The sequence below is a fragment of the Achromobacter sp. MYb9 genome, assembly GCF_002975275.1.
In the GTDB taxonomy this organism is placed as follows: domain Bacteria; phylum Pseudomonadota; class Gammaproteobacteria; order Burkholderiales; family Burkholderiaceae_B; genus Achromobacter.
Window position 1 is genome coordinate 46,030 of sequence record NZ_PCOQ01000028.1, and the last position, 26,536, is coordinate 72,565.

23 protein-coding genes and 1 pseudogene are annotated in these 26,536 nt (G+C 58.6%); 17 read left to right on the plus strand and 7 right to left on the minus strand.

What is annotated here, in order from left to right:
• Nucleotides 1-9 precede the first annotated feature (9 nt).
• The 7 genes from CQ050_RS26960 (at nucleotide 10) to CQ050_RS26990 (ending at nucleotide 5,552) form a co-directional block, all read left to right on the plus strand.
• Nucleotides 10-759, plus strand: coding sequence for a ParA family protein (locus CQ050_RS26960; RefSeq protein ID WP_105559927.1), 750 nt, complete (start codon nucleotides 10-12; stop codon nucleotides 757-759).
• On the plus strand, nucleotides 756-1,964 hold the full coding sequence (locus CQ050_RS26965) for a ParB/RepB/Spo0J family partition protein (RefSeq protein ID WP_105559906.1): 1,209 nt from the start codon (nucleotides 756-758) through the stop codon (nucleotides 1,962-1,964). The genes CQ050_RS26960 and CQ050_RS26965 overlap by 4 nt, the downstream gene beginning before the upstream one ends.
• 119 nt (nucleotides 1,965-2,083) lie before the next feature.
• Nucleotides 2,084-2,392, plus strand: coding sequence for a hypothetical protein (locus CQ050_RS26970; protein WP_146121066.1), 309 nt, complete (start codon nucleotides 2,084-2,086; stop codon nucleotides 2,390-2,392).
• 89 nt (nucleotides 2,393-2,481) lie between these two features.
• Nucleotides 2,482-2,829: an H-NS family nucleoid-associated regulatory protein gene (locus tag CQ050_RS26975; RefSeq protein WP_105559908.1), complete on the plus strand. Its 348-nt coding sequence runs from the start codon at nucleotides 2,482-2,484 to the stop codon at nucleotides 2,827-2,829.
• A 166-nt stretch (nucleotides 2,830-2,995) separates the two neighbouring features.
• Nucleotides 2,996-3,205 carry an antitoxin VbhA family protein gene (locus tag CQ050_RS26980; RefSeq protein ID WP_158266087.1) on the plus strand — a complete coding sequence of 70 codons (210 nt, stop codon included), beginning with the start codon at nucleotides 2,996-2,998 and terminating at the stop codon, nucleotides 3,203-3,205.
• 37 nt (nucleotides 3,206-3,242) lie between these two features.
• Complete coding sequence (locus tag CQ050_RS26985) at nucleotides 3,243-4,157, plus strand: Fic family protein (RefSeq protein ID WP_105559909.1); 915 nt, start codon at nucleotides 3,243-3,245, stop codon at nucleotides 4,155-4,157.
• A gap of 633 nt (nucleotides 4,158-4,790) precedes the next feature.
• Entirely contained in the window at nucleotides 4,791-5,552 is a 762-nt protein-coding gene (locus CQ050_RS26990) for a hypothetical protein (RefSeq protein ID WP_146121067.1), read from the plus strand.
• A gap of 914 nt (nucleotides 5,553-6,466) precedes the next feature.
• Here CQ050_RS26990 and CQ050_RS30765 read toward each other — a convergent pair.
• Complete coding sequence (locus tag CQ050_RS30765) at nucleotides 6,467-7,570, minus strand: hypothetical protein (protein WP_146121068.1); 1,104 nt, start codon at nucleotides 7,568-7,570, stop codon at nucleotides 6,467-6,469.
• Nucleotides 7,571-7,940: 370 nt separating this feature from the next.
• Complete coding sequence (locus CQ050_RS26995) at nucleotides 7,941-8,195, minus strand: hypothetical protein (RefSeq protein ID WP_146121069.1); 255 nt, start codon at nucleotides 8,193-8,195, stop codon at nucleotides 7,941-7,943.
• A 1,676-nt stretch (nucleotides 8,196-9,871) separates the two neighbouring features.
• Here CQ050_RS26995 and CQ050_RS27005 point away from each other — a divergent pair.
• Nucleotides 9,872-10,258, plus strand: a pseudogene (locus CQ050_RS27005) (LysR substrate-binding domain-containing protein); the annotation flags it as partial.
• Here CQ050_RS27005 and CQ050_RS27010 read toward each other — a convergent pair.
• Nucleotides 10,255-11,220 carry a LysR family transcriptional regulator gene (locus CQ050_RS27010; protein WP_105559912.1) on the minus strand — a complete coding sequence of 322 codons (966 nt, stop codon included), beginning with the start codon at nucleotides 11,218-11,220 and terminating at the stop codon, nucleotides 10,255-10,257. The pseudogene CQ050_RS27005 and the gene CQ050_RS27010 overlap by 4 nt on opposite strands.
• Before the next feature lie 92 nt (nucleotides 11,221-11,312).
• Here CQ050_RS27010 and CQ050_RS27015 point away from each other — a divergent pair, with 92 nt between their 5' ends.
• The 8 genes from CQ050_RS27015 to CQ050_RS27050 all read left to right on the plus strand — a co-directional run bounded on the left by CQ050_RS27015 (nucleotide 11,313) and on the right by CQ050_RS27050 (nucleotide 19,125).
• Nucleotides 11,313-12,107, plus strand: coding sequence for an SDR family NAD(P)-dependent oxidoreductase (locus CQ050_RS27015; RefSeq protein ID WP_105559913.1), 795 nt, complete (start codon nucleotides 11,313-11,315; stop codon nucleotides 12,105-12,107).
• A gap of 14 nt (nucleotides 12,108-12,121) precedes the next feature.
• Nucleotides 12,122-12,943, plus strand: coding sequence for an SDR family NAD(P)-dependent oxidoreductase (locus CQ050_RS27020; RefSeq protein WP_105559914.1), 822 nt, complete (start codon nucleotides 12,122-12,124; stop codon nucleotides 12,941-12,943).
• 24 nt (nucleotides 12,944-12,967) lie between these two features.
• Entirely contained in the window at nucleotides 12,968-13,480 is a 513-nt protein-coding gene (locus tag CQ050_RS27025; RefSeq protein ID WP_105559915.1) for a carboxymuconolactone decarboxylase family protein, read from the plus strand.
• 45 nt (nucleotides 13,481-13,525) lie between these two features.
• Nucleotides 13,526-14,491, plus strand: coding sequence for a tripartite tricarboxylate transporter substrate binding protein (locus tag CQ050_RS27030; RefSeq protein WP_105559916.1), 966 nt, complete (start codon nucleotides 13,526-13,528; stop codon nucleotides 14,489-14,491).
• A gap of 46 nt (nucleotides 14,492-14,537) precedes the next feature.
• Complete coding sequence (locus CQ050_RS27035) at nucleotides 14,538-15,968, plus strand: aldehyde dehydrogenase family protein (protein WP_199196944.1); 1,431 nt, start codon at nucleotides 14,538-14,540, stop codon at nucleotides 15,966-15,968.
• Nucleotides 15,969-16,306: 338 nt separating this feature from the next.
• On the plus strand, nucleotides 16,307-17,497 hold the full coding sequence (locus tag CQ050_RS27040) for an ABC transporter substrate-binding protein (protein WP_233214321.1): 1,191 nt from the start codon (nucleotides 16,307-16,309) through the stop codon (nucleotides 17,495-17,497).
• 101 nt (nucleotides 17,498-17,598) lie between these two features.
• On the plus strand, nucleotides 17,599-18,534 hold the full coding sequence (locus CQ050_RS27045; RefSeq protein ID WP_105559919.1) for an NAD(P)-dependent oxidoreductase: 936 nt from the start codon (nucleotides 17,599-17,601) through the stop codon (nucleotides 18,532-18,534).
• Between the two features lie 315 nt (nucleotides 18,535-18,849).
• Nucleotides 18,850-19,125 (plus strand): hypothetical protein, encoded by a 276-nt coding sequence (locus tag CQ050_RS27050; protein ID WP_105559920.1) that lies wholly within the window; start codon nucleotides 18,850-18,852, stop codon nucleotides 19,123-19,125.
• A gap of 23 nt (nucleotides 19,126-19,148) precedes the next feature.
• Here CQ050_RS27050 and CQ050_RS30775 read toward each other — a convergent pair whose 3' ends face one another.
• The 4 genes from CQ050_RS30775 to CQ050_RS27070 are packed head-to-tail and all read right to left on the minus strand — an operon-like array spanning nucleotide 19,149 to nucleotide 25,342.
• Complete coding sequence (locus CQ050_RS30775; RefSeq protein WP_146121071.1) at nucleotides 19,149-19,505, minus strand: helix-turn-helix transcriptional regulator; 357 nt, start codon at nucleotides 19,503-19,505, stop codon at nucleotides 19,149-19,151.
• 30 nt (nucleotides 19,506-19,535) lie between these two features.
• Entirely contained in the window at nucleotides 19,536-20,966 is a 1,431-nt protein-coding gene (adeC, locus tag CQ050_RS27060) for an AdeC/AdeK/OprM family multidrug efflux complex outer membrane factor (RefSeq protein ID WP_105559922.1), read from the minus strand.
• Between the two features lies 1 nt (nucleotide 20,967).
• Nucleotides 20,968-24,117 (minus strand): efflux RND transporter permease subunit, encoded by a 3,150-nt coding sequence (locus CQ050_RS27065; protein WP_105559923.1) that lies wholly within the window; start codon nucleotides 24,115-24,117, stop codon nucleotides 20,968-20,970.
• Nucleotides 24,118-24,133: 16 nt separating this feature from the next.
• Nucleotides 24,134-25,342, minus strand: coding sequence for an efflux RND transporter periplasmic adaptor subunit (locus CQ050_RS27070; protein ID WP_369868911.1), 1,209 nt, complete (start codon nucleotides 25,340-25,342; stop codon nucleotides 24,134-24,136).
• 111 nt (nucleotides 25,343-25,453) lie between these two features.
• Between CQ050_RS27070 and CQ050_RS27075 the strand changes: the two genes are divergently transcribed.
• Nucleotides 25,454-26,059 (plus strand): TetR/AcrR family transcriptional regulator, encoded by a 606-nt coding sequence (locus CQ050_RS27075; protein ID WP_158266088.1) that lies wholly within the window; start codon nucleotides 25,454-25,456, stop codon nucleotides 26,057-26,059.
• Nucleotides 26,060-26,536 lie beyond the last annotated feature (477 nt).

The following is a 26,536-nucleotide window of genomic DNA, read 5'->3' on the forward strand; positions in this document are numbered from 1 at the left end:
CAAATGCATATGAAAATTTTCGCAGTCGCACAGCAAAAAGGCGGCGTTGGCAAGACCACCACCGCTGTTAATACCTCGTTCGAAGCAGCGGAAGCCGGGGCTAGGGTGTTGGTCATCGACTTGGATACCGGTGACCTCTCCAAAACCCTGGCTCGGTTCCGCTTGGAAGTCCCGGCAAGCGCACTCTTTCTCGACAGTACGCCTGTGGTGCCGACACACGATTCGAACATTTCCTTGATAGCCGCGGATCAGCTGCTGGCGAACTTGATCTACATGCCGCTCGAGACCGCGCTGAGAAATTTCCGGGTAAACCTGTCGGCCTTCGCTGAAAAAGGTTATGACCTCTGCGTGATCGACACTGCACCGGGGGTAAGTATCGCCTTGGCTGCTGCCCTGCACGTTGCCGATGCGGTGATATCGCCCGTGGAGATGGAGGAGTACAGCATCGAGGGGATCAAGAAGATGATGCGCGTAATACTCAATGCGCGGCAGCGCAATCCTAAACTGCAATTTCTTGGGCTTCTTCCTAGCATGGTGGATCGGCGAAATCCGCGCCAGGTGCGACATCTGGAAGAAGTGCGCGCCGCCCACGAGAAGCTGCTTGCTCCCGTCACCATCGGTCTGCGCAGCAGTGTCGCAGAGGCGCTGGCTAGCGGCGAACCCGTCTGGAAAAGCAAGAAGACTTCGGCGCGTGCTGCCGGCGCCGAAATGCGCGCCCTGGGCCAGTACATCCGCACCAAGATGGGAGTGAAGGCATGATGGATCTGAAAGGGCTGGGTGACTTGGCATCGATGCTGGACGACCCGAAGCAGGCGGAGGGCTACAAGATGTACGACGTGGCCAGAATCCATCTCGATGCGCGGAATGTTCGTCGCGCCGGCAATCCGGGCCTGAGGCCGGAGAGTATTGCGGAGATGGCCTCGACTATTCGGGAAAGAGTTTCGGCAGGGAAAAGGGGCGTGCTGTGCCCCATTTCATTGCGCCCTCACCCGACCATCCCGGGCGACTTCATAATTAATCATGGACACCGCCGCTATCTGGGCACGTGCGAGGTCGGTCTCGACGAGATTCCCGCATACGAGGATCCTGATTTCGACGACTTCGATCAGGTGATGGAGAACCTCCATCACGAGGGACTGACCGGGCGTGAAATGGCGGACTTCATCGGTGGCAAGCTTGCGGGAGGTATGACCCAGTCGAATGTCGCACTCAAGATGGGCAAGTCCAAGGCATGGGTCAGCATGCACGTCGCAATGCTCAACCTTCCAGAGCCGGTCGCGGAGGCGGTCGCGAATGGGCAGATCACCGACGTCACTATTGTCAAAGAACTCGTGATTGCGTATCGGGAAGACCCGCAAGCCGTTGAAGATCTCCTCAACGCGCCGGAACAGAAGCCCACGCGCGCCGCCGTAAAAGCCATTCGGCAAGGCTCCAAGCCGAAGGACCAACCGGCCGAGCCCAAGGGCGCTACGCAGGCCGAGGAACTTGTCGAAGATCTTCGGGAGGGTCGGACGGAAGAGCAAGTCGTGGCGCTTGCTTCCCTTGCAGACTCGAGCGGCACCCGCTTTCAGCGTGAAGTCCCCGACGAGGTGAAAGCCGAGTTTCAACGCCATCGGGATCGGCTGGCGCAGGATCGGAAGGACGCCGCGAACCCCGCGCTGCGAAAGAAGGGTGCTGATGCCCTCGCTCGACTCATCCAAATCGCATTGAGAGACACTGGTCAAAGCTGCCGGGTGGCTAGCTTTTTGCTCGCTTGGTGGAATGCGACCAACTGCGGCGGTTTCGACCTGACAGACTTTTGGAGCGTGGATCCCGAGGTCGCCGACGACATGCTTAGCGTCATCGCTGTGATCAGGCAAACACGGGCCTATCCCGACATTCTCGGCACCGAGATCCGCGGGCAATTCGAGACTCTGGTGGCGCTCTGGCGTCCCCAGCTGTCCGAATCCAGACCCGTCGTTTAGCAGCTAAACACCATCGAAAGGCAGCCACGATCAGTATGAGCACTCACAAAGAAGGCGGTCGCTCGCAGCTAATGGAGCTTCGGACCGAGCAAGACTGCAGTAGGGATGCAGAGAAGAAGATGTACTACTCCTTCAAGATCCAAACAACGCGGCAGCGGCTCCAGGAAGCGATGCGGACAGTCGTCGTAATGCAGATGCCAGCGGATCATTCCGAGGATGAGATTTCCATCGCAACGAAGCGGATGGTCTCCGACGCCAAAGAGATCGAAGCCGTGTGCATGACGTTGCGGGTGCAAGGATGCGACGAAGGACGTTTTATAGAATGCCTTCAGACTATGACGGCGGAGCACGTGTTTGTGAAGCTGAGCCAGGCGAGTCCAGGGGATCTGGTCAACGCACGCCAATTCAGGGACTCTGAATCGTTCTGAACACCCATGAACGTCGTGATCCGCTACGCGGCACGAAGTCGCCCCTCATCTGCTCTCCTAACCAGTCCAAATTGTTCAAGGAAGTCGCTATGCAATCCACGAAATCCCTCGCTAAGCTCACCGCACAAATTCAAGCTCTGCAGCGACGCGCCGAAGCCCTTCGCATCAATGGTCGAGCGTCTGCCGTACAAAAGATCGTCGCGCAGATGCACGAATTTCAGATTTCCCCCGCAGATATCCAGGCTGCATATGGCGCAGCGAAGTCAGCCCGCTCCAAGCGAAAGAAGGCCGTTGAGCGAACCCAATCTCGTCGCCCAGTGGCGCCGAAGTACCGTCATCCTGAATCTGGTGATACCTGGACCGGACGTGGACGTGTACCGCGTTGGCTAACGGCAGCAGAAAAGGATGGAGCATCGCGCGAACAGTTCCTCATCTAACGCCTGCTGGCCGGTGGCCTCTATGTTTTCCGGGATGCCCCGCAGAATTTCGTGACTGTCGTGCTGAATCGCCGGATATGGTCTGTTGATGATGGCGAAGCATGAACCAGACCAACTGTGAAGGGCCGATACTTGGTAAAATGAAGGCTTGCCAGGAGACCACCAAATGCTGACTGCTCACGACCTGAAGGACCGCCATCGCGCAGTCGTCAATGCGGTGGCCAGCCAGCGTCTCGAAGGGCTGGAGCCAGATTCGCGGACTATCGCGGATCTTCAGCGCGCAGCAGACGGAACCTTGAGCGTTCTGGAAGTGATCAACACTCTCCACGCACGGGTAGCTGCCGGGGAATTTCGTTCCCCCTCCGCCACCAAATAGCAGCGGCCGCCTCACGGGCGGCCATTTCGCTACGGCCATGGCAAAGTATCCAATTAACGCAAAAGACCCCTACGTTGACCCCGACTCGGGCGTTTTACGCAACCGTTTTGGCATCAGCGACCAAGCCGAATTGGATCGGGTGGAAGCGACCTTTGCTGCGGTACGGTCCTATGAGCTTGCCGTATCGCCCGTGCGCGGCGAGTTTGACCTGGCGCATCTTCAACAGATCCATCAACGGTTGTTCGGCGACGTCTATGAGTGGGCGGGCAGGATTCGCACGGTCGACATCTCCAAGGGCGCCACTCGTTTCGCCAGCCACGAGCAGATCGCCGGCTATGCGCCGCAGATCACCCGACCACTTTCTCGAGAAGGGCTGCTAAGAGGCCTCGAGCCCGATTCGTTCAGTGAGCGTGCAGGCCATTACTTGGGAGAGTTGAATGTGCTTCATCCCTTCCGGGAAGGCAACGGCAGAAGTATTCGCGAGTTCATCGGTCAACTGGCGCATGATGCTGGCTACGGCATTGACTGGCAGGGTGTCGAGCGGGTTGAAATGACGCAGGCGTCGATCGAAGCCTATCAAGGGGACTCGCAACGCATGGCGTCGCTGATACGTGCCAATCTCCGCGACCTGGAACGAGAATTCGCTCTGGACTTGGCGAAGGCGGTAGCTGGTGAGCGCGCGCATGTCGTACTCGCTGCTCCAGGGCACAGCTATGAGGGACTGGTCATTGGATCAACTGAGCGCTACCTGGTTCAAGAGCAAAAGGGCCGGGATGGAGAGATGGTCCTGCACCGCCGTCGCGCGCTCATCAACGTGGATCTGGCCACCCCGGGGCAGGTAATCGGAATCCGCTATCCACATGGTGGTGTTGGGTTGGTCGAGGGCTCTGAACCACAGGCCGAGGAAGCCTACTCGATGCGACTTCAACGCGATCGCGACCTGGGTCGTTGAGCCAGCAACTGTTTAGCCGCTAAATTTCTACGGTCCGTTTCAGCAAACTCACCCGCTGTCACCCTGGCCAGTGCACGTTTCCGTTGACCAAAAAGGAGGCCCTGACCGCGAGGTCAGGGCGGTTCAGCGCAAAAACGCGCACGCTGTCTGGGACATGCGTCTCAGCAGAAATGCTAGCACGTGGCCATGGCCCCCGGCTGCACGCCAGGTGAGAGGCACGTAGCTCAATCGGTTCGGTTTAGCCGCTAAACACCAAGTTCAGAACACGTTTATCCGAACCCGTGGATATGTGGATGATCGCTTCGCGACCACCCGGCTCGCTGCGCTCGACCCGTGGACAACCGCTGATGGACAAACGGTGGGCAGGCTCCGCCTGACCACGCGCTTGACCACAGAGTATGCCCACCGGCTTCCCGCGCTTCTCCCACATACCCACCGGCCCCTACGAATTCCCAGATTTAAGAAGTCACTTCAAAACAGAGGGGCTAGCCAATCGTTGTTGTCCAATAGGGAGAGAGCAATACCACTACGCCTTACTGGTAACTGAAGCGTAATCCCAGCAGCATATCCTTCCGATCGAACAGTTAAAGCCCGCTGTTTTCGTACATCCATCGTTCTAGCATCGAAATGTCAATGGAGGCTACTGTGGGATCTGGCATAAAACTCGTTTTAACCGCCGTAATGGTGAGTGTGACTTCCACTGCCCTTGCTCAAAAGGTACAAGAAAATGCCATCATGAATTCTGACGGGTCACGGACGATTCTCCGATCACAACAGTTGCCTGACGCGAACGAACGGAGGGCCCGCTGGTGCGCAGAACGCGGTGGCGTCGATGTCACCAACGAAGGCGACCTGACGTTGAGCGCCGGTGCTGAAGATGCAGTGGTCTGCGCGTACTCGGGTGATCAAAAGGCCGGCTTTAGTGGCGCTTACATCCCGAAGAAAGGGGAGCAGATGCCCAATGCTATCGCCCCAGATCCCAGCATTAGAAAGGCGCCCTCGCTTATCCCGGAAGAGCACCCAGCTCCTGAGCCTGAGGATTCGGCCAAATCTCCGTCTTCGTCCTTTGGTCAACAGATGTTCGCGGTACCGAGCATCAGCGTTTTTCCGAACGGCGGCTATACCATTGCTGTGAGCGAGCTGTTCTGGCCCGCGTCCTACGCCATCTTTCACGATTACCCGGCGGGCACTAGAGGCAGCGTGAAGTCCGAGATTCTGCAGCTGAATTGCAACTGGCTCTGGCAGGGCAACATCACCGAAGGCAGGCACCAAGTTGACGGATTTGTCGCCTGCACCGGGCCAGCCGCCCCGGGTGTCGTGCAAACCAAAATGGAGGCTTGCGCTGGTCTGTGCGCCCGGGGAACAAACTCCTTTGTTGTGGTGCCGCGTAGTTAAGGCTGGCCTCATAAACGACGATGTCGGCCATGATTGTTGCGATAGTGGCTCGGCGCAACTCGTGGTCAATAAGGAGGCCCTGACCGCGAGGTCAGGGCCGTTCATCGCCATAGGCGCACGCTGTCGAGTCGTGCGTCTTAACGAGAATCCCTGTACGTGTTCATGGCGTCCTAATTGCACGCCACGCGCCAAGCTGGCGGCACATCGGGCTCGGTTGAACTGCCAAACTCCATACTCAAAACACGTCTATCCGAACCCGTGGATATGTGGATGATCGCTGCGCGACCACCCGGCACGCTTCGCCCGGCCCATGGACAACCGCTGATGGACAAACGGTGGACAGGCTCCGCCTGACCACGCGCTTGTCCACAGGGTATGCCCACCGGCTACCCAGGCTTCTCCGACATACCCACCGGCCCCCATCAAGCGGCCTTGAGATAAATACCGCCAAAACAGGCCCTGTAGGTACTACTGGCTCGTCGTTCCGTGGAAGCCAAGCCAAGCGGGTAAGTCGCCAAAGCTGCGGCCGCCGTCCGCCGATAAGTCCGCGGCCAAATCGGGTCTCAGGTGAGGCGGGCGATAGGCCGCACTTCTAGCCGACTCCTGTCGACCCAAGAAGGACGATCGATTTCTCCGAAAGCGGTCGCTCATCGTGAAAAAAGCTGCTAGCTATCCCCGCGCAGTAGTTTTGGCGCCTCCGCTAAAGCTTCAAAAGTTAACGATTTCCGGGGCGGCACCTGTCTTAGAGCTTATCCTCGGTGTCCTTGCGAGAAAATACGCCAAACTTGAACGACGATTCGCCCCAAATGCTACCAACTCTTCGAGGCTAAATTCGATCCAGCATGTGAAGCTGCCCTTCGATCCTGCCTAGTTGTATTCGTCCAGAATCTTTGTCGCGGATCAGCTTGAAGCCATTAAACAACGATCGGGACAAATATGGCTTTGGGGTCTTTTTCTTTTAGATTGAAACTCAATGATCCACTGACTATTCCTGCGCCTTCCTTTCGGATGATCATATTGTGTTTTTTTAGGGCAATTCCTTGCCCAGTCAGCCATCGGAGTACCTTGTTCGCTTCCTCCCGGATTAGTGGTTCACTTGCGTTTCCATGGTGCCGAGTAAAGTAATGTTCCACAGAACCAGCGACAACGTCAGTGGCACTAAGAAGGTCAAGATGTCGAGGATCTTTTTCTTTAAATGGAACTCCACCGCCAATGGTCCCTAACTCATGCTTGCAATAGTGTCCAAGTGAATTTCCGAATAGTTCAAGCACCTTCAGGTGCTGTGCTTTAGTTGGTGCGATCGAATCGTTATCAGTCATCCAAAATACGTTTTGACCCGGGCGTGATAATAGGGCTACTAAGTAAGCTGGGAAGTGCACAATGCGTACTATTTTTTCTGCTACTTCGGGCTTCCAAGACCCAAGGCCTGAATCCTCTAGTGTCTTTTGAAGGAGTTGCTGCGTACTTTTTGTCTGATCTCCAAAAATCGAACCAATGGATTTTTCAATTACGACAGTGAGAAGTAGACCATTGACGCAATTACCAAGATTGGCTAGATAATTATCTAGTGATCGACTTATCGGGCCGTAGCGAAAGTCCTTGAAGGATATTTCTTTAAATGGATCATTGAGTTTAAATTTCTCACGAGTTTGCTGCATGGCTTTATGGAAATGTCCAGTTTGATTCCACGCGCAAATAAGAAAGCTATATGTTAGGTACTTGCTATCGTGACTTTCTCCCCCATAATCGGAATAGATCGCCATACTGAGGTTTTCATCTCGCAGATTAGGAAGGAGTAGTTCTTTTCTAAATTCTTGCGCGATTAACTGTTTTTGGTATTCCCAGATAAACCATGGATAATTGTCGCCGCCAGGAATAACATTAAGGTTTGCGCCTTGTAGGGTTAGTTTTTGTGCATAATCACGCAGCGCCTTATGTGCTCCATTTTGCAAGGCTCGCTTTTGTGAGCCAAGTATCTGAACTGATTTGGCTATTTCATTCAGCTTGAAAAAATTCATACTTAATTTTCTGCGACCGATGTCGTTGGTTAATGTGAGGTGACGTGATAAACAGGAGCATGGCAGCTAGTCGCTGCATGACCTGCTTTAGAAATCAAGCTGTTCCGGGGTAAGGCTGAGCGTTGTAGCGATTTTTTCTCGGCTCGTCTTGCGTAAGACCGCGCAAATATTCTGAGGTTAATTCCGAATGCCAGCAAAAATCCTCGTTTCTTATCCATATTTCTGATCTCGACCTCCTCCGCAGTCGCCTTGTGGACGATCTAGCAGCCTAGAACGTGCGTCCGTAACTGGCCGGGAGCCGACTATCTCGGACGTCGGCTTCCGACCCAAAGCGGCCACCCCGCCCGAGGCGGACTTTGCTTTGTGTGCTCTACGTCAGCAAGTGACCATCGAGGGGAGCCAGCACCGGAAAGCAGAAAACTCCTCGCTGTCGGAGTTCGAATACCGCCGATGCGGCAGCTTCCAATACTGCGCGTGGTATGCAGAGCTGAGTTCGCGCTTGATCCTTGTCCCCGAATATCTCTGCCGTGATTCGGTATTCCGCCAAAGCTGGAGCGGCTTCTACCACCAGTTCATTCAGTAGATCCACATACTCGGTGGCCAGGATGGTCTTCATTTCGGTCATGTTGTACTGCTCCGTTCGGTCCGGCATGTCGCTCTGAGGACGGGTTTACGCCATTGTTGAGATATCCCATGACGAGTAGATGACGGGATTGCAGTCGGTGGCTCAGCAGGTTTGGTGCCATGGCATATCTGAACAGTGCCGCCGTGAGGGGCCTTTGCTCTGGTGGTGGGGGCGATTCCATGCAGCGCGGCGACTCCCATCGCCTGCGCGGCCGGGCTGTCCTTCGGACTTTGTCCGAGGCGGATATTCCTTCCAACCGGCCCCGTCCGACCCCACGCGGTCAGCGCGTGGAGGAGACTGTGCCGCCGTGTAGCTACCCAGTTCAGATTAGCTCTCATCCGCGCTTTGTCAGTTCTCGACTGTGCCGGGTAAATGCGGCTTAGGACGGGGAGACCTCGAGAAGGTAAAGGGAATGACCACTTTCGAGACGAAATCCCGGTTTGGCCCTGGACGGCCCGGCTGACACCACGTTGCCCATATTGCTCGCACCGCGAAATCCTGAAGTTTCGCGTGCCGGCTGAAGCTCTTTCCGTTCGCTTCGGCTAGGGGCCTGATAGGAACGAAAGTGCCATCAGAGAATCCGGCGGCGAGAATAGCCACGGTTTCGTCTGCCCCATCAGGCTTGGGCACCGTGCCGCCCAGGAATGAACTGAAAGAACTTTCATGTGAGACAAGCCAGCGAAGAAATGAGACATTGGCGCAGACGCGTGGGGCATAAGGGGCCGGTCGTCGATCTCACCCACCCGCACAATCCGCATTCATAACGGGCTGAAAACTTGTGGACTTGATACCGGCGTAGCCGGGATTGTTCTCAAAATGTCTAAGGCGTGATGGCGGAGATCTCGGAGCCTTCAAGACCCATGCCCGCCGTCAAACCCCGGGCGCCGAAAGGCACGGCAAAAACGTCCTGGGAAAGAAGGCCGGGCATTCTGGCTCGGCCATGGACTGCGCGAGGGAGCCATGAAACTGGCTGCCCGCCCTCTGATTGCGTTGAGCATGGCACTGGGATATTCCATGCCGTGCTCGCCGAAAGCAGCTTGCCAGTCAGCTGGGTTGATGAGCAAGTAGTCGGACTCGTCGCCCGCATAGTTGCGGGTCAGTGCAAGCTCTTACGTATGGGGCCTCTGGGATCACGGGAAAGGTTGAAAAATCGGCCAGCCTGCGGCCAGAGTTGATTCGAGTTTCAGCGACATCGTCAGCGATGTCGACCTGACGTTCATGGGCGCCATTGAGGCCCGCTTCGAGCGTTTCAGCTTGGTTGACGTACACGGAGGCTTCGGCACAGGGGAACCCGCCATATGGCCGACTGAGTAGGCGCGTCGACATCACGCCCACATCCTCCGGGTTTTTTTGCGTCTGGAACGAAGTGCTGGAAAGTGGCAAGGTTCATCTGGCCGTGATCGGCGGCGGGCGGCTCTGGCACGCCAGAACAAAACTATTGTTGAAAGGCGGTGCGCTTGACGGCCGAGGCGAGCGTGACCGCGCGACGTGGATTGATGCGGTGGCCGGATTGCGTGGCCAGTAAGGGCTGAGTGAACACTGGTATCTGCCCGTTTGACGTGAGCTCCCGGCGGAATTTACACCGCGGCTTTCGCGAACCAACTCACAAATTCGGTGCAGAGGAAGGCGCCGAATTCCGCTGGACCTTGCGTCTTGACCGTGAGCCCCTGGCGGGCATAGGGCTGGCCGAGCTGGCCGCGTGCCGGTTGGTGTTGTACAGCCGGAACACCCCGTCCGGACGGCTGGTCGCAGCCGCTTTCCAACGGGCGGGGGTTGCTTGGAACGCGTCGGTTGACATCGTCCGCGCGGAGCTTGCCTGCGCGCTGGCGCGGGCCGGTGCGGGCGTCGCTAACGTGGATAAGTTTTCGGTTGGCGGGTCGGGATGGCCGGGCGTGGTAGTTCGCCCGCTGCGCGAATCGATATCGGTGGCATTGAACTCGGCCCGATCACGCTTCGATACGCTCAGCTGTCACGTGCAGCGATTCATGCGTGTGTTGAAGGAGCACACCCGTCACGCCATGCCCGAATCCCGTGCTGCGGCGCGCGAGGGTTCCGGTTTCTAGGCTCTGCTGTCGTCGCTGACCGCGGCTGAAGGCTCTATGCGCATGGGCTTGCCGCCGTGCTCCTTTGGGGGATGGTGGGCCCGGCTCAGCAGGCGCAACTCGCTCAGAACGAGGCGTAGCAATGGGGAACGCAGGTCGCCCTGGCGGACATATACGCCGACCGAACGAGAGATCGCGCCATGCAGGTGGCTTTTTCGGACGCCCCGTTGCGTGGAGTTGTCCAGAGATGATTCGGGCAGTAGTGCGATACCGCAGTTGTGCTGCACGAAGCGCGCAATGGTGTTCAGGTCGCGCAGGGAATAGACCGGATTAAAAGGCTCGGAAGCAGCTTGAAAGGCGCGGTCGGTAAGGCTCCGCACGCTCGTTCCGGGGGGCATGCTGATCAAGGGCAGCCGCGCCAGTTTCGCGGGTATCCAATGACGAACGTCGGGCTTCATTTGCGCACTATGGAATAGAGCAAAAGGTTCAGCGAACAGCTCTTCATAGACGAGGTCAGAGGCGTCTTCGTCCCGTAGGGTGGTGATGGCAATGTCCACTTGTCGATCGCGGAGCAGTTGCAGCGCTTCGCTCGCGATGGAATCGAAGAATTCAACCTCGATTCTAGGCTGCTTGCTCGCCAAGCATCCGATAAGCAATGGGACGAGTGAGGCGGCAAGCGTGGGTAGTGCCGCCACTGACACCCGGTTGTTGCGGTCCCTTAGTCGCTGAGTCAGTTCATGCATGCCCTTTTCGTGTTGGGTCATGAGCCGGCGGGCAATTCCGAGAATGTGCTGGCCTTCGCGAGACAGGCGCACCGAGCGTGTGGTGCGCTCGAAGAGTTTTATGCCCAAGGTTTCTTCGGTGTCCTTCAGCAATTTGCTGAGCGTCGGCTGCGTGACGTGGAGGATCTCGGCGGCCCTTTGAAAATTCAGCGTTTCGGCCAGCAGAACAAAAATGCGCAGTTGTCTCGGCGTTAGATTCATTCTTTTTGTCTACCAATGTTATCCAAATCGGAACTTAACCTCGGCGTTTCGTGGCCTTAGCCTCTGCATTACTGACTATCTCTGGAGGTGCGATGTTTCGCCTTGATGGAAAAGTGGCGCTTGTTACCGGATGCGGAACGCTGGGTGATGGTTGGGGCAACGGCAAAGCCGCTGCCGCCGTCCTGGCCAAACAGGGCGCGAAAATTTACGGATGCGACCTGAACATCGAAGCGGCGCGCCAGTGCGCCGAGGCGGTGGCCGCCGAAGGGGGTGTGATCACCGTCAAGCAGTGCGATGTCACGGATGCCGACCAGGTCGCAGATCTGGTGCGATCGTGCATAGACACCTATGGGCGCATTGACGTCCTTGTAAACAACGTTGGCCGTTCTGAGCCTGGCGACCCCGTGTCGATGTCGCAGGATACTTGGGACGATCAGATCCAGATTAATTTGACTTCCGCATTCCTGTGCTGCAAGCACGTTATACCTGTCATGAAGAGCGCTGGTGGAGGCTCGATTATCAACATTTCCTCCATCGCAGGGTTACGCTATGCGGGCAAACCCCAGGTCGGCTACGCAGCGGCCAAGGCGGCGCTGATGCAGATGACGGCCACTACTGCCGTGATCTATGCGGGTGACGGGGTAAGGCTGAATTCCGTGGTCCCCGGATTGATGTTCACGCCACTTGTGGAGCGCCTGGCCCAGAAATATGCAAAGGGCGACTACGAAGGCTTCGTGGCGCACCGGCACGCCCAGGTGCCTTCAGGCCGGATGGGCGATGCGTGGGATGTGGCCCATGCCGTGGCCTTCCTGGCGAGCGATGAAAGCCGCTACATCACTGGGCAGCAAATTGTGGTGGATGGTGGTATCACCATGGCCACCCGCTGATCGGAAGCCACGCGATGACTGACAACAAGCACGTGGGCGAGGGGCGCCTGGCCGGCAAGGTGGCGGTGGTATTTGGGGCCGGCTGCGTCGGCCCCGGGTGGGGGAATGGACGCGCGATCTCCGTGCGCTTTGCTCAGGAAGGCGCGCGAGTGGTGGCGGTGGACAAACGGCCCGAATCGCTGCCCGAGACCTTGGAACTGGCGGGCGCTTTCCGGGCGAACATTGAAACCCGCATCTGCGACGTTGAAGACTCGGCCCAGGTGGCCCACCTGGTCGACATGGTGGTTCAGCGCCACCGCAGAATCGACATTTTGGTCAACAACGTCGGGGGGCCCATACCCGGCGGCGCGACGTCGCTGTCTGAAGCCGATTGGCAGCGGCAGCTCAGCCTGAACCTGACGTCGGTGTTCACCACGTGCCAGCACATCCTGCCCATTATGGAATCGCAAGGCGCAGGCGCGGTCGTCAATGTTTCTTCAACCTCCGCCATTCGATGGACTGGGGCGCCACAGGTCGGATATGCGGCCGCCAAGGCGGGCGTAACCCAGTTCGGCCGCGTGGTCGGCGTGGAATACGCCAAGAAAGGAGTGCGCATAAACACTGTTTTGCCGGGTCAGCTGCATACACCATTGGTGGATGCCTTCCTGGCCGGCCAGCAGTCCGCCGGCGATATCGAGGTCCTGCTGGAGCGTCGTCGACGGCGCATTCCGCTGCCGCTTTCCGGAGACGGCCGGGATACCGCCAACGCCGTCCTGTTTCTGGCCTCGGACGAGGCGCGCTTTATCACAGGCACCGAACTGGTGGTGGATGGGGGCATGAGTGCCCGGTGTGACTGACAACTGACAAAAGGAGACGCCAAGATGGCGCGAATCGAGTACGCGGATACTTCAAGGCCGGAAACGCGGCCGCTTGTGGAACGGATCGAACGGGAACGGTCAAGCCTGCCGAATCTGTATCGGATGCTGCTGAACAGCCCCCCGGTTGCGCAGGGCTGGCTGGCGTATCTGACCGCAATACGGCAACAGAGCGGATTGCCTGCAAAGCTGCGGGAAATGCTCATTCTGCGGGTCGCTGTGCTGAACCAGGCGGACTATGAGTTCGAGCAGCACTTGCCCGTCGCCTTGCGGGCGGGATGTAGCCAAGTCCAGGTGGAAGGGTTGAAAGCCGGCGACTTTACAGCGTTGGATGCGGGCGAGCGCGCGGCGATGCGGTATTGCGACGAGATGACGCGCGACATCCGCGTCCAGGACGCCACGTTCGCGGCGGTGCGGGAGGCTTTCGACGACAAGGAAATCGTGGAGATAACGGCCACTGTCGCCGCCTACAACATGGTGTCGCGTTTCCTGGAGGCGATCCAGATCGATCACGAATAGACGGCGCATTCGATAGCCGACGAATAACAACACAAGGAGACAAACATGTACGGACTCAAAGGATTGGGCGGCGCTTTGGCGTGCTTGACGCTGGGCTTTGCCTTGAGCGCTCCGGCTCACGCCGGATGGCCGGAAAAGCCGGTGCAGTTGGTTATTCCGTTTGCTCCCGGCGATACCGACCAGATGCTACGGCCCATCACTGAGAGAATGGGACAGTACCTGGGCCAGCCGATCGTGATGAACTACAAGCCAGGCGCGGGGGGGGGTATTGGCGCCGCCTATACGGCGTCGGCTGCGCCGGACGGCTATACCATCGTGGGAAGCTCGCCTGGGGCGCTGGTGGTGGTGCCGCTGGCCAACAAAGAGATCAAGTACACGACGGAATCGTTTGCACCGGTCGCTGCGATTTCGCTGGGCGGCATGATGATCGTGGCGTCCGGCAAATCCAAGTACAAAACGCTGGCCGACGTTGTTGCCGATGCGAAGGCGCGCCCCGACGGCATTTCCTACGGCACGTCGGGCGCCATGGGCATCAGCCATCTGCTCGGAGAGACCTTTGCGTCGGAGGCGAAGGTCCAGTTGCGGCACATTCCGTTCCAGGGCAGCACCCCAGCCGTAACTGCATTGCTGGGCGGACATACCGACATCGCCGTATCCGCCGTGGGGCCGGCCCAGGCGCATATCCAGTCCGGCGCCTTGCGGCCGTTGGCGATCTTCAGCAGTAAACGGCTGGCGGCCTATCCGGACGTGCCGACCTTGCGCGAGCTGGGCTACGACGTCGGCAGTCCCACCCTATATGGGATCGTGGCTCCGAAGGGCACGCCGCCGCAGTTGATCGATGCCTTGTATCAGGCCGCTCGCAAGGTGATCGCCGATCATGGCGACGAAGTGAATAAGACCTTGGGCACAATAGGCGCGGAGATCAGCGTCCTAAGTCCGCAGGATTACAGCGCCTATCTGCAGGAGCAGCGCGCGCTGTTTTCCAAGGCAATCAGCCTGATCCGGGAATGATAAACGGCGTGAATGACCAACCACGGCTCAAGAAAAGGAGCGGATTGTGACGCAGAAAGCAAACTATATCGACGGCGAATGGGTGAATGGCAACGCGACGATCACGAGCCTGAATCCCGCCGATCCCCAGGATGTGATCGGGATATACGCCAGCGCGGACGAGGCTCAGATGCGGCAGGCGGTAGCGGCCGCGCGCGCCGCCGCACCCGGCTGGGAGCGCAGCGCCACCCAAGTGCGCAGCGACCTCCTGTTCCGTGTCGCCAACGAAATCCTGTCGCGCAAGGAAGAGCTTGGTGCCCTGATATCGCGTGAAGCCGGCAAGACGACGGCCGACGCGCAAGGCGAGGTCGTGCGCGCGGGGCAGGTATTCCAGTTCTTCGCGGGCGAGGCGGTCCGGTATGGCGGGGAGAGTCTGCCGTCCGTGCGCCCGGACATCGGGGTGCAAATCAGCAGGCACCCGGTCGGCGTGGTGTCCATGATTACACCGTGGAACTTTCCGATCGCGATTCCTGCCTGGAAGATCGCACCGGCAATCGCCTTCGGCAACACGCTGGTGCTCAAGCCTTCCGAGTACACGCCGGGGGTGGCCTGGGAATTGTTTGCCATCCTGGAGCGCGCCGGCTTGCCCAAGGGAGTCGCAAATCTTGTCAACGGCGAAGGCGCAGCTGCCGGCCGGGCTTTGCTGGACGGCGTGGACGCGGTGAGCTTTACGGGTAGCGTCGCCACCGGCCGAAAGATTGCCGCGGCGGCATCGGAGAGAATGATTCGAGTTCAGCTGGAGATGGGAGGTAAGAATCCGCTAGTCGTGCTCGACGATGCCGATCTAGAGGTGGCCGTGGAGTGCGCGCTGAATGGCGCGTTCTACTCGGCGGGTCAGCGCTGCACCGCAAGCAGCCGATTGATCGTAGTGGACGGCATCCATGACCGATTCGTGCAGGCCCTAACCGCAAGAATGCGCGCGCTGGTCGTAGGTGATCCGAAAGATTCGGCGACCCAGATCGGCCCGGTCATCAACGCCCCGCAACTGGAAAAAATTCTGGGATACATCGAAATCGGATGCGGTGAGGGTGCCACCGTGGCAGAGGGCGGCAAACGCGTAGCGGCCGCGACTGCCGGCCACTTTGTGCGCCCGACGCTATTCACCGAAAGCAGTAATGCGATGCGCATCAATCGCGAAGAGATCTTCGGGCCGGTCGCGGCCGTTATCCGGGTGTCAGGCTACGAAGAGGCTCTTCAGGTTGCCAATGACACGCCATTCGGTCTGTCATCGGGCATATGCACCACGTCGCTCAAGTACGCAAACCACTACCGCCTTAATGTGCGCAGCGGACTGACGATGGTGAACCTGCCTACCGCCGGTCTGGACTACCACGTCCCCTTCGGTGGCGTGAAAGCGTCCAGTTTAGGGCCGCGAGAACAGGGACGCTACGCCGTGGACTTCTACACCTCGACCAAGACGGCCTATATAGGCTACTGATCGATCATCCGCGCCATGCAGCTACCCGCCTTTCCGGCGGGTTTCTGTCGTGGCGCGGCCGACGTGCGCGGGTACGCAGGCACAGTCCCCGTGGGCTCGTTAGAAGCCAGGCCACCTGGCACGCCGCCTCAGTTCTGATACGAAGATGCTATCGCCCCAGGGGCATTTCGGTATTGGACCTCGAATCACGTTCTTCGCAAAATAGCTACGGCATTCATGTGTCATTGCCAGCGATGACCCGAGGGCGCGGCGTCGAATAGAACTTCGTCGTGGTTGTACAGCACTTATAAACACTATTAAGCGTGGAGACAACGATGGGATTTAATAGAAGAGTAGGGATGTTGGCTTTGGTCGGCGGCCTTATCGTGGCCGGATCGGCGGCCGCGCAGTCGCCCAAGCCGGTGAACATTGGCGTGATGAGCGACATGTCGGGCCTCTACTCGCAAATTGGGGGTCGAGGCTCCGTGGTGGCCGCGCAAATGGCCGTGGACGACTTTGGCGGTGAGATTTTCGGCCGCCCGATCAAAGTGTTGTCGGCGGACCATCTGAACAAACCCGACATTGCCGCGGCGCGAGCGCGCGAATGGGTGGATCGCGACGGTGTCGTCATGATGACCGACGTGCTGGGGTCCGCGACAGGCATCGCCGTCCAGAACCTCTTGGCGGAGAAGAACTTTGTCATCATGAACACTGGCACTGCCTCGTCCGCCATCACGAACAAAGAATGCTCGCCGTATAGCACTCATTGGTCGTACGACACCCAGGCAATCGCGGCGTCAAGCGCCGCTGCGACCCTGAGCGAGCAAGGCGATTCCTGGTTTTTCATTACGGCGGACTATGCGTTCGGCCACATGCTCCAGGCTGACGCCACGAAAGTATTGACGAAAGGCGGCGGTAAGGTCGTTGGCACGGTCAAGCACCCGTTGAACAGCAGCGACTTTTCTTCGTACATCCTGCAAGGCCAAGCCTCGGGCGCCAAGGTAATCGTCTTGGCCAATACGGGTGGAGACGCGACCAACGCCATTCGACAAGCCAAAGAGTTCGGCGTGATCAGCTCAGGCCAGAAGGTTGTGCCTTTGCTGATCTTCGACAGCGATATCAAGGGCTTGGGGCTGGACGTCGTGCAAGGCGTCAAGTACACGACGGGCTTCTATTGGGATTACGACGACCGCACGCGGGAATGGTCCAAGCGCTTCTTCGAAAAGCACCGCGCGCAGGCCAGCATGGTGCAAGCGGCGACCTACTCGGCGACGTTGGCGTACTTGCAGGCGGCAAAGGCAGTGGGCAGTTTCGATCGGGATAAGGTGATGGCGAAACTGCGCGAAACGCCCATCGACGACGTGTTCGCGCGAAATGCGACACTGAGGGAAGACGGGCTGCTCGTGCACGACATGTACATGGCACAGGTCAAAACGCCTGGCGAGTCGAAAGGGGAGTGGGATATCGCCAAGGTGATCAAGGTGATACCGGGCAACGAAGCGTTCGCTCCGATTTCCGAGAGCCTGTGCCCCTATCTGAAGCGGGGCTGAATCGGCGGTAGCCCAAGAGCTGGATGAGCGGCGTAGCCGCATGCGCCAGCTCTTGGTCCCGATAATGGGATCCGCGAAGACTCACGAACGCGGATCTTCGAATGGACAGTAAGGAGAATTCAGTGGAAAAGATTGGTTTCGTCGGGCTCGGAAGAATGGGAAAGTCGATGGCGTTGAATCTGCGCCGAGCGGGCTTCGAGATGACGGTGTTCGACATCAATGTCAGTTCGTCGGATGAGCTCGTGGCGGCGGGCGCGGTCAGATCGCCGGATATTCCAACCTTGGCGCGAGAATCGGACATCATCATTACGATGTTGCCTTCTTCCAAGGAAGTTGAGTTGATCGTGCTGGGACAGGACGGGGTGCTGGCTCACGCCCGTCCGGGCGCGCTGATCATGGACATGAGCACGATCGATCCGCTGGCTACCGACAGATTGCACGCGCTTGCGGCCGAAGCGGAGATCCGCTGGGTCGATGCGCCGGTGGGTCGGCTGGCGGAACACGCAGACCGCGGGGAGTCCTTGTTCATGGTCGGCGCGGCCGAGGCTGACTTTCAACGCGTCAAGCCGCTGCTCGACGCAATGGGCAGCACGATTTACCACTGCGGCCCGGTGGGCACTGGCGGAAGGACGAAACTGGTGAACAATTTTGTCGCTGTTTCTCTATGCCAGATCAATGGTGAAGCGCTGGCCTTGTCGCAGCGCTTTGGGCTGGACATCACGAAAACGCTGAAAGTGCTTTACGGGACCTCGGCCACCAATGGACAGCTTCGGATGAACTTTCCGAACAAGGTGCTGGCCGGCCATACGGAACCGGGGTTTACGATTGACTTGGCCCATAAGGACATGTCGTTGGTGGTGACCGCTGCTCACGCCGCTCGGGTGCCGATGCCGGTGGCGGCAGCGGTCCATGAATCGTTCAGCCTGGCGCGGGCGGCCGACTTCGGGGGCGTAGACTTCTCTTGCATCGCTGATGCGCTCTGCGAGTTGGCAAATATCGAGAAGCCCAGGGTGCCGGAAGGGTGGCGGCCGGATTGACCCTCGCGCCTCTGGAGGCTGCGCGATTTCAATGCCGCGCTAAGCCGGCGTAAGCGTACGCAGGTGACGCCAGTCAGCTTCGACCGGCGTCACTGGCTTCGTCTTCGACTCTGCGCGCAACTAGATCGGCGACCTCCCGGAAGGGCTGTCTTGCGCCTTTGGCGATCATGACACGCTGTTCTCGCCGTCAAGTGCTGCGCAACGCCGGCGGCGCCGGCGCTGCTTGCGGCCCAAGGCCGGCAGGCCAATTGACCGCTCCGCTGCAGCGTATCCCAGGATCGCCGGGCAATCCCGCCCGGCACTGGAGATCCAGCTATGCAGTATTCCATCGCGTTCAACACCAACAACCAAGCCGCGGGCGCGCTCTTCGTACAGGATTCCGCTGGCGCGGTGCGACCGGCTGCGCCGAAAGAGATCCTCGCTGCAGCACGCGAGGTCGTCCTGCAGGAGATCCAGCGGGGACAGCTTATGAATTCGCCGAAGCTCGTGCGCGAGTTCCTGCAGCTGCGATTGAACCGAAGCCTGGAGCACGCGTCTTTCGAAAGATGGCGCTATGTTGGGCGGAATCTCGGGACTTCGAGAATTCGCTAATACGGGGTCACTAGCCGACCCTATCATTCTGAAAGGGACGCCTCCAGCAGAGCACTTTCGAATTTAGGCTGCAAAAAAGGTCCAAGATCGACCGTGCCGTCTTCGATGAGTTCGTATGTGCTGACCTGAACCCCCACGCGACGGGCGGCCTCGGCTTTCGAGTGGCCACGCCAATGCCTCCATGCCCTCATCTCCGTCCAGTCATGGGAAAACATAAGGTATTGGATCATTGCTGGCGTCGGGCAGGCATTCCGCCGTGCGAGTAGGAAAAGAGACTGTCGAGCCGATGTACTGAGAAAAGTTGTTTTTTCGATCGCAATGAACGTGTAGTAGCAGGGAATGCCGGATGGCGTCGTATGGGTATTGGCAACATCGCTCATGGTCAGCTCCCAGGATTGCACTCGCGCCACCTAGTCTTGCCGGGTGTCTTCGTACCAGCCGCCGCCCATCACTTTGTAGAACGTCACCTGATTCGTGAAGCGCGACAGGCGCGTCGCAATGAGTGTCTTCTGTGCGCTGTAGAGCGAGCGTTGCGAGTCGAGCACGTCCAGGTAGCTTGCAACGCCGCGGTCATAGCGCACGGTAGACAGTCGATAGCTTTGTGCCGTCGCGTCTGTAAGTGCTTCCTGAGCTTGTAAGCGGCGAACCAGTGTCTCGCGTTCGATCAGCGCATCAGACACCTCTCGGAATGCCGTCTGAATGGACTTCTCGTATTGCGCAACATTGATATCGCGGCTGATCTCGGCGACGTCCAAGTTTGCACGGTTTGCCCCACCGTCGAAGATCGGAATTGAAATCTGCGGAATAAAGGTCCAACTGCCTGACCCACTTTTGAATAGATTGGACAAGCTTGCGCTGCTGCTGCCCGCCGTGGCGGTCAAGCTTATGCTAGGGAAGAACGCAGCCCTGGCGGCGCCTATGTTGGCGTTGGCCGCACGTAGCGTCCGCTCTGCTTCAAGGATGTCTGGGCGCTGCTGCAGGAGATCCGACGACACTCCCGCGGGAATATGGGCCAGCACATTTGCATCGGCATTGGAAGTTGGGGGTAAGGCCGATGGTAGGAGTTCATCGGGTATGTCATGACCAACGAGCATGCCCAGCAGGTTACGGTCCTGCGCCACTTGAGATACATAGGTTTCCATCTCCACTCGTGCGCTTTCCACTGTGGTCTGCGCCTGGCGTAACGTCAACGCCGTTGCCAGGCCCAGATCGAACCTGCGCTGGGTCAGCTTGTAACTGGCGCTCTGGCTGGCCAGCGTTTCGCGGGAAAGCGTGAGCAGGTCCTGGTCGGCCGCCAGTGTCAGATAGGCTGTCGCGACTTCGGCAATCAAGCTGATATGTGTGCTGCGGCGGGCCTCCTCGGTCGATAGATAGGTCTCCAGCGCCTGCTCGTTCAGACTTCGAACGCGGCCAAACAAATCGAGTTCGTAGGAGCTGAAACCGAGCGTCGCGCTGTATGTATGGGATGTGGTCGGGGTTCCGGTCATAGAAAGATCTCCCGGCGTGCGACTGCTGTTGCCGCTACCCGAGGCGTCAATCGACGGGACAAGGTTGGCGCGCTGTACGCGATACTGTGCTCGGGCCTTGTCTACGTTGAGCGCCGCAACTCGAAGGTCTCGATTGTTCTTCAAGGCAAGTTCAATCAGGCTTTGAAGTTGGGCGTCAGTAAAAACCTGCCTCCATCCGACCTGTGCCACGGGCGTATTGGGCCGGTCGCCATCAGCGTGGGAGAAATTGCCAGGCACGGGTGATGCGGGTCGCTCATAAGCTGGCATCATGCTGCAGCCGGCGGACAACAATGTCAGTGTGAGAACGACAGGGGCGAAGAAAATATGAGACATGTCAGACGCCTTGGGAATCGTTGGCAGGCAGTGCGGTGTCAGGTGTCGGCTTGCGCTTGATGAGCCCGCAGACCAGCACGAAGAACAAGGGAACATAGAAAATCGCCAAGATGGTTCCCGAAAGCATTCCGCCGATCACTGCCGTACCCAGGGCATGTTGTGCCCCTGCGCCTGCGCCACTGCCCAGGACCAGTGGCAGCACTCCGAGAATGAAGGCCAGTGACGTCATCAGGATCGGACGCAAACGCATGCTTGCGGCCACCAACGCGGATTCCGTCAAACTCTTGCCTGCCTCGTACTGCTCCTTGGCGAATTCCACGATCAGGATTGCGTTTTTCGATGCCAGTCCGATGGTGGTCAGCAAGCCCACCTGGAAGTACACATCGTTCATCTTCCACGTGAGGATGGCACCCATCAGTGCTCCCAGCACCCCAAGAGGAACTGCGAGGATGACTGAAAACGGAATGGACCAACTTTCATATAGTGCAGCCAGGCACAGGAAAACTACCAGTATTGCCAGTCCATATAGAACGCCGGTTTGGCCGCTGGATGCCTTCTCTTGCCGCGACAGGCCTGTCCATTCATAGCCGATGCCCGCTGGTAGTTTGGCCGCGGCTGCTTCAACGATCGCCATGGCCTGCCCACTGGATGCGGCACCCGGCGCTGCCATGCCTAGAATTTCGACGGATGGTACGCCGTTGTAGCGTTCCAGCCTTGGTGAACCCGACGCCCAACTGGCCGTGGAGAACGAATTGAAGGCAATCATGGCGCCGGTGTTGTTGCGCACGTACCAGCGGTCTATGTCCTCGGGCGCCATGCGAAAGGGCGCATCGCCTTGCAGCATGACTTTCTTGACGCGGCCCTTGTCGATAAAGTCATTGACATAGGTACTGCCCCAAGCGGTCGAGAATGTGTTGTTGATGTCGTCGATGGAAACGCCCAATGTTTCCGCTTTGTGCGGGTCAATTTCCAGCCTGAACTCAGGTGCATCATCTTGCCCGTTTGGACGAACCGCCACTAGCCGCTTGTCTTGGGAAAGCTCGGCCAGCAACTGATTGCGCGCCTGCATCAGCACGTCATGCCCCAGGTTGGCGCGGTCTTGCAGCATGAGGTCAAAGCCGGTCGCGTTGCCAAGTTCCGATACGGCGGGCGGTGCAAACGCAAACACCTTCGCATCGCGAATACTGGCGAAGAAGGCGCCCGCTTTGGCGGCTACGTCCGCAGCGGTCTGCCCTGGACCTGTGCGCTCGTCCCATGGGCGCAGTTTGATAAATGCAAACCCCACATTCTGACCGCTACCGGCGAAGCTGAACCCGGATACGGCGAACATGCCGGCCACCGAGTCTTTTTGATCAACCAGAAAGTGTTGTTCGACCTGGCGCAGAACCTCGTCGGTGCGCGTGGCGGTGGCGCCGGGCTGCAGCTGCACCAAGCCAAACAAGGTGCCCTGGTCTTCGTCTGGCAAGAAGCCGACCGGCAATTTCATGTAGCTTGCGACGACCAGCGCAAACAATGCTGCATAGATGATCATGTAACGTCGGCTTTTTCCCAGCATGTGCCGGACCACCCCTTGGTAGCCATTGTTGCCACGGTCGAATGTCCGATTGAACCATCCGAAAAATCCGGTGGTGGCCGGGCCATGATCTTTGCCTAACGGCTTTAGCAGCGTGGCGCACAAGGCCGGGGTCAATACCATTGCCACCAATACCGAGAGCGTCATTGCCGCGATGATGGTGATGGAGAATTGCCGATAGATAACGCCGGTAGAGCCGCTGAAAAACGCCATGGGCAGGAACACCGCGGCCAGAACCATCGCGACGCCGACGAGCGCACCGGTAATCTGTCCCATGGATTTTCGAGTGGCTTCTTTGGGCGACAGATGCTCTTCGCTCATGACTCGCTCGACGTTCTCCACGACCACGATGGCATCGTCCACCAAGAGTCCGATCGCCAGGACCATGGCGAACATGGTCAACGTATTGATGCTGTATCCAAATACCGCCAGCACCCCGAACGTACCCAGCAGCACCACCGGCACGGCAATTGTCGGGATCAGGGTGGCGCGAAAGTTCTGCAAGAACAGATACATCACCAGAAACACCAGCACGATGGCTTCGATCAGGGTTCGCACGACCTCTTCGATTGAGATCCGTACGAACGGCGTCGTGTCATACGCCTTTTGCACCTTCATCCCGGGAGGAAAGAATTTCTCTTGTCCAGCCAGGCTGGCGTCAATGGCCTTGACCGTATCCAGCGCGTTGGCGCCAGGGGCAAGCTTGATGGCCAGGCCGGCGGACGGCTTGCCGTTGTATCGCGCAGTGGTGTTGTAGCTCTCGCTGGCCAGTTCGATCCTGGCAACGTCGCGCAATCTCACTTGCGCGCCATCCGATAAGGTGCGCAGCAAGATGCCCTCGAATTGCGCTGCGGTGCGCAGCCTTGTCTGTGTAGTGATCGTAGCGTTGATCTGTTGGTTGTTGACAGCGGGCAAGGCGCCTAGCTGGCCCGCCGAGACCTGTGCGTTCTGAGCTTTGATGGCGGTGCTCACGTCTAGCGGGGTAAGACTAAAACTGGTGAGTTTGTTGGGGTCCAGCCATATCCGCATCGAGTACTGCGACCCGAACAACGTGGTGTCGCCTACGCCCTGGACTCGGCTAATCGCTTCCTGTACGTTCGCCGCGACATAGTCGGACAAGTCGGAGTCGGACATGCTGCCGTCTTCGGACGTAAAGGCAAGTACGTTTAGAAAGTTTGTCGCCGATTTTGTTACCGTGATGCCCTGCTGCTGAACTTCTTGCGGCAGCAAGGGGGTCGCGAGCGAGATCTTATTCTGTACCTGGACCTGCGCGGTGTCCGGGTCGGTGCCGTTGTCGAAAGTGAGCGTGATCGTGACTTGGCCCGTCGATTCGCTCGTGGACGCCATGTAGCTCAGGTGGTCCAGCCCCTTCATCTTCTGTTCGATGACCTGGGTGACCGTGTCCTCCAGAGTTTTGGCTGAGGCTCCCGGATAGTTCGCGGTGATGGCGATGGCAGGTGGGGCGATGCTGGGGTATTGCGCAATCGGTAATGTCAGGATGGACAGGGTGCCTGCCAACATGACCACGATGGCCAGGACCCATGCAAAAATCGGTCTATCAATGAAGAAGCGTGCCATGACGGTCTGTCCAGTTTCAGTTCGCGGCCTGTGGCGCGGTGGGGGTAGGCGTCAGCGCGGTCCGAGCGGCGGATTGCCATGGCACGACTTTGACCTTTTCGCCGTCACGGGCGCGCGGCAACCCTTCGACCACCAATTGATCTCCCGGCTCCAGGCCGCTGCGCACGACCCATTGGTCGCCCATCGTGCGTTCCGTTTCAAGGGTTCGCAGTTGCAGCGTGTTGTCGGGCCCGACAACGTATGCGACAGGTTTACCCGCGCTGTTGCGGGCCACCGCTCGCTGAGGAATTAACAGACCATCCTTTTGGATCCCTTCTTGGAGTACCGCTCGCACATACATGCCGGGCAATAGATCGGCGTGCGGGTTCGGGAATACCGCCCGCACGGTGATGGCTCCCGTGCTTTGCTCGACGGTGATGTCGGAGAATTCCAGCCGGCCTTCCAGGGGATAGGCGCTTCCGTCTTCCAACAGGAGCTTGACCTTGGCGGCGCCATCCCCCGTTTTTGCCAATTCGCCCCTTGCCATCGCCTGTTTCAGCTTGAGCAAGGACGCGCTGGGTTGGGTCACGTCGACGTAGATGGGATCCAGCTGCTGGATGGTGGCCAGGGCAGTGGACTGGCTTGCCGTAACCAGCGCACCGGGCGTCACGCTGGATTTGCCGATGCGGCCAGAGATAGGGGCGTCGACCTTCGCATACGCCAGGTTGATCCGCGCACTTTCCACGTTGGCCTTCTCCGCCGCGACATCGGCCCGGGCTTCGCCCAGCGCGGAGGCCGCATCGTCGTTGTCCTGCCGGCTTACCGCCGCGTCCGCCACCAGTTCGCGATAGCGGTCGGCTTTCAGACGCGCGGTACGCAGCGTTGCGTTCGCCTTGCCAAGGGCGGCGACTGCGTTGTCGTAGCTGGCCTGATAGGCAGCGGGATCGATTTGATAGAGCGTCTCGCCTGCCTTGACCTCGGCGCCTTCTTGAAACTTCCGTGACTGGACAATCCCTCCCACCTGAGGCCGGACTTCGGCGATCAGGTAGGGAACCGTGCGGCCTGGCAATTCCTTGGTCAGGACGATGGGTTGCGTACGTACCGTGGTGACCGCCATTTCCGGCATGCCCTCGGCGGGCGGCGGGCCGCCCGGGGGATCGCCGCATCCGCTCAGGAGCAAGAGGATAACGATCAGGGAGAGGGCAATGGCTGGGGTATGACGGCGAGGGTTGACGGTGATGGGCACGGAGGTTCTCGGTATAACGGTACAGGTCGGTATACTAAAGAGTCCGATGGAAAAGTCAACAAAAATACACACCCCCGTATACTATTGCGTCCCCAGAATGAAGAGGTTCCGATGCGAGTACGAACAGAAGCCAAGCGCGAATCAATCATCCAGATCGCTGAGCAAGTGTTTCTGGAGGAAGGATTCGAGGGAACGTCGATGGCGCAGATCTCGGCGCGCCTTGGAGGGTCCAAGCGCACGCTGTACGGCTATTTCGAGTCTAAAGAGGACCTGTTTGCCGCGGTTTCGCTGAAAGCTGCTGAGGAGCTATTCGGACCGCTCTTCGAATCGTTGAGCGACACGCGAGACCCGTTGCCCCGGTGCTTGCATCGCTTTGGGGGAGGGCTGCTGAGGGCGATGTGCAATGAGCAAACCACCCGGATGCTGCGCACCATGATCGGGGTAGCTGGCAGGAGTGAAGTGGGCGCACAGTTCTACGCTGCAGGCCCCGCTACGGGCGTCGCGCAGTTGGCCGAGTTTTTTTTGAAACAGATTGACGCTGGTGCGCTAAAGCCTTGCGATCCCAACGTAGCCGCGCAACACTTTTTAGGATTGGTGCAGTCTGAGACGCTTTTGCCCTCGCTGCTTGCCAGCCCTCAATCCATCCCCGAACAGTTCTTGAAGGACGCTGCCAAACGTGCCGTGGATGTTTTCCTGAAGGCATATGGCTCGTGTTAGGGTTTTTTTTGCAGCGTCGAGAAGGGTGGCGTTGCGGTGTAGTCCAACATGCACGGTCTTCGCCCTGAAGAGCGCATTCGCCGGGACGCTAGGGCAATAATTATGTCCGAATTTTGCTTTGCGCCTCAATGCGCGCAAGTGTGCTATCGCTGAGGTTTTTGACTGAACCGAGCAGATCTTCGTCCTCTTCATCGGAATTGGTTGCTGCTATGAGCACAAAGTACGGCCCGAAGATCATTGCGTTTTGGAAACAGTGGCTAAGACGAGACCGTGCCATCAGCTGTGCGGAATCGGGCTAAAGACCGAGCGACGTCCAGCCTATCGTTCCAGCCCGGCGGACCTCTTCCATCTGCGACTAAACCTCAAGGTTAGGTCGCAGCATTTTTTCTGTGCAAATGACCGCCCCGGGCCGACAAGCGACCGCTCGCCGGCCGGGATGCATCAAACCTCGGTTTGCTCTGCCATCTCAAGCGCATC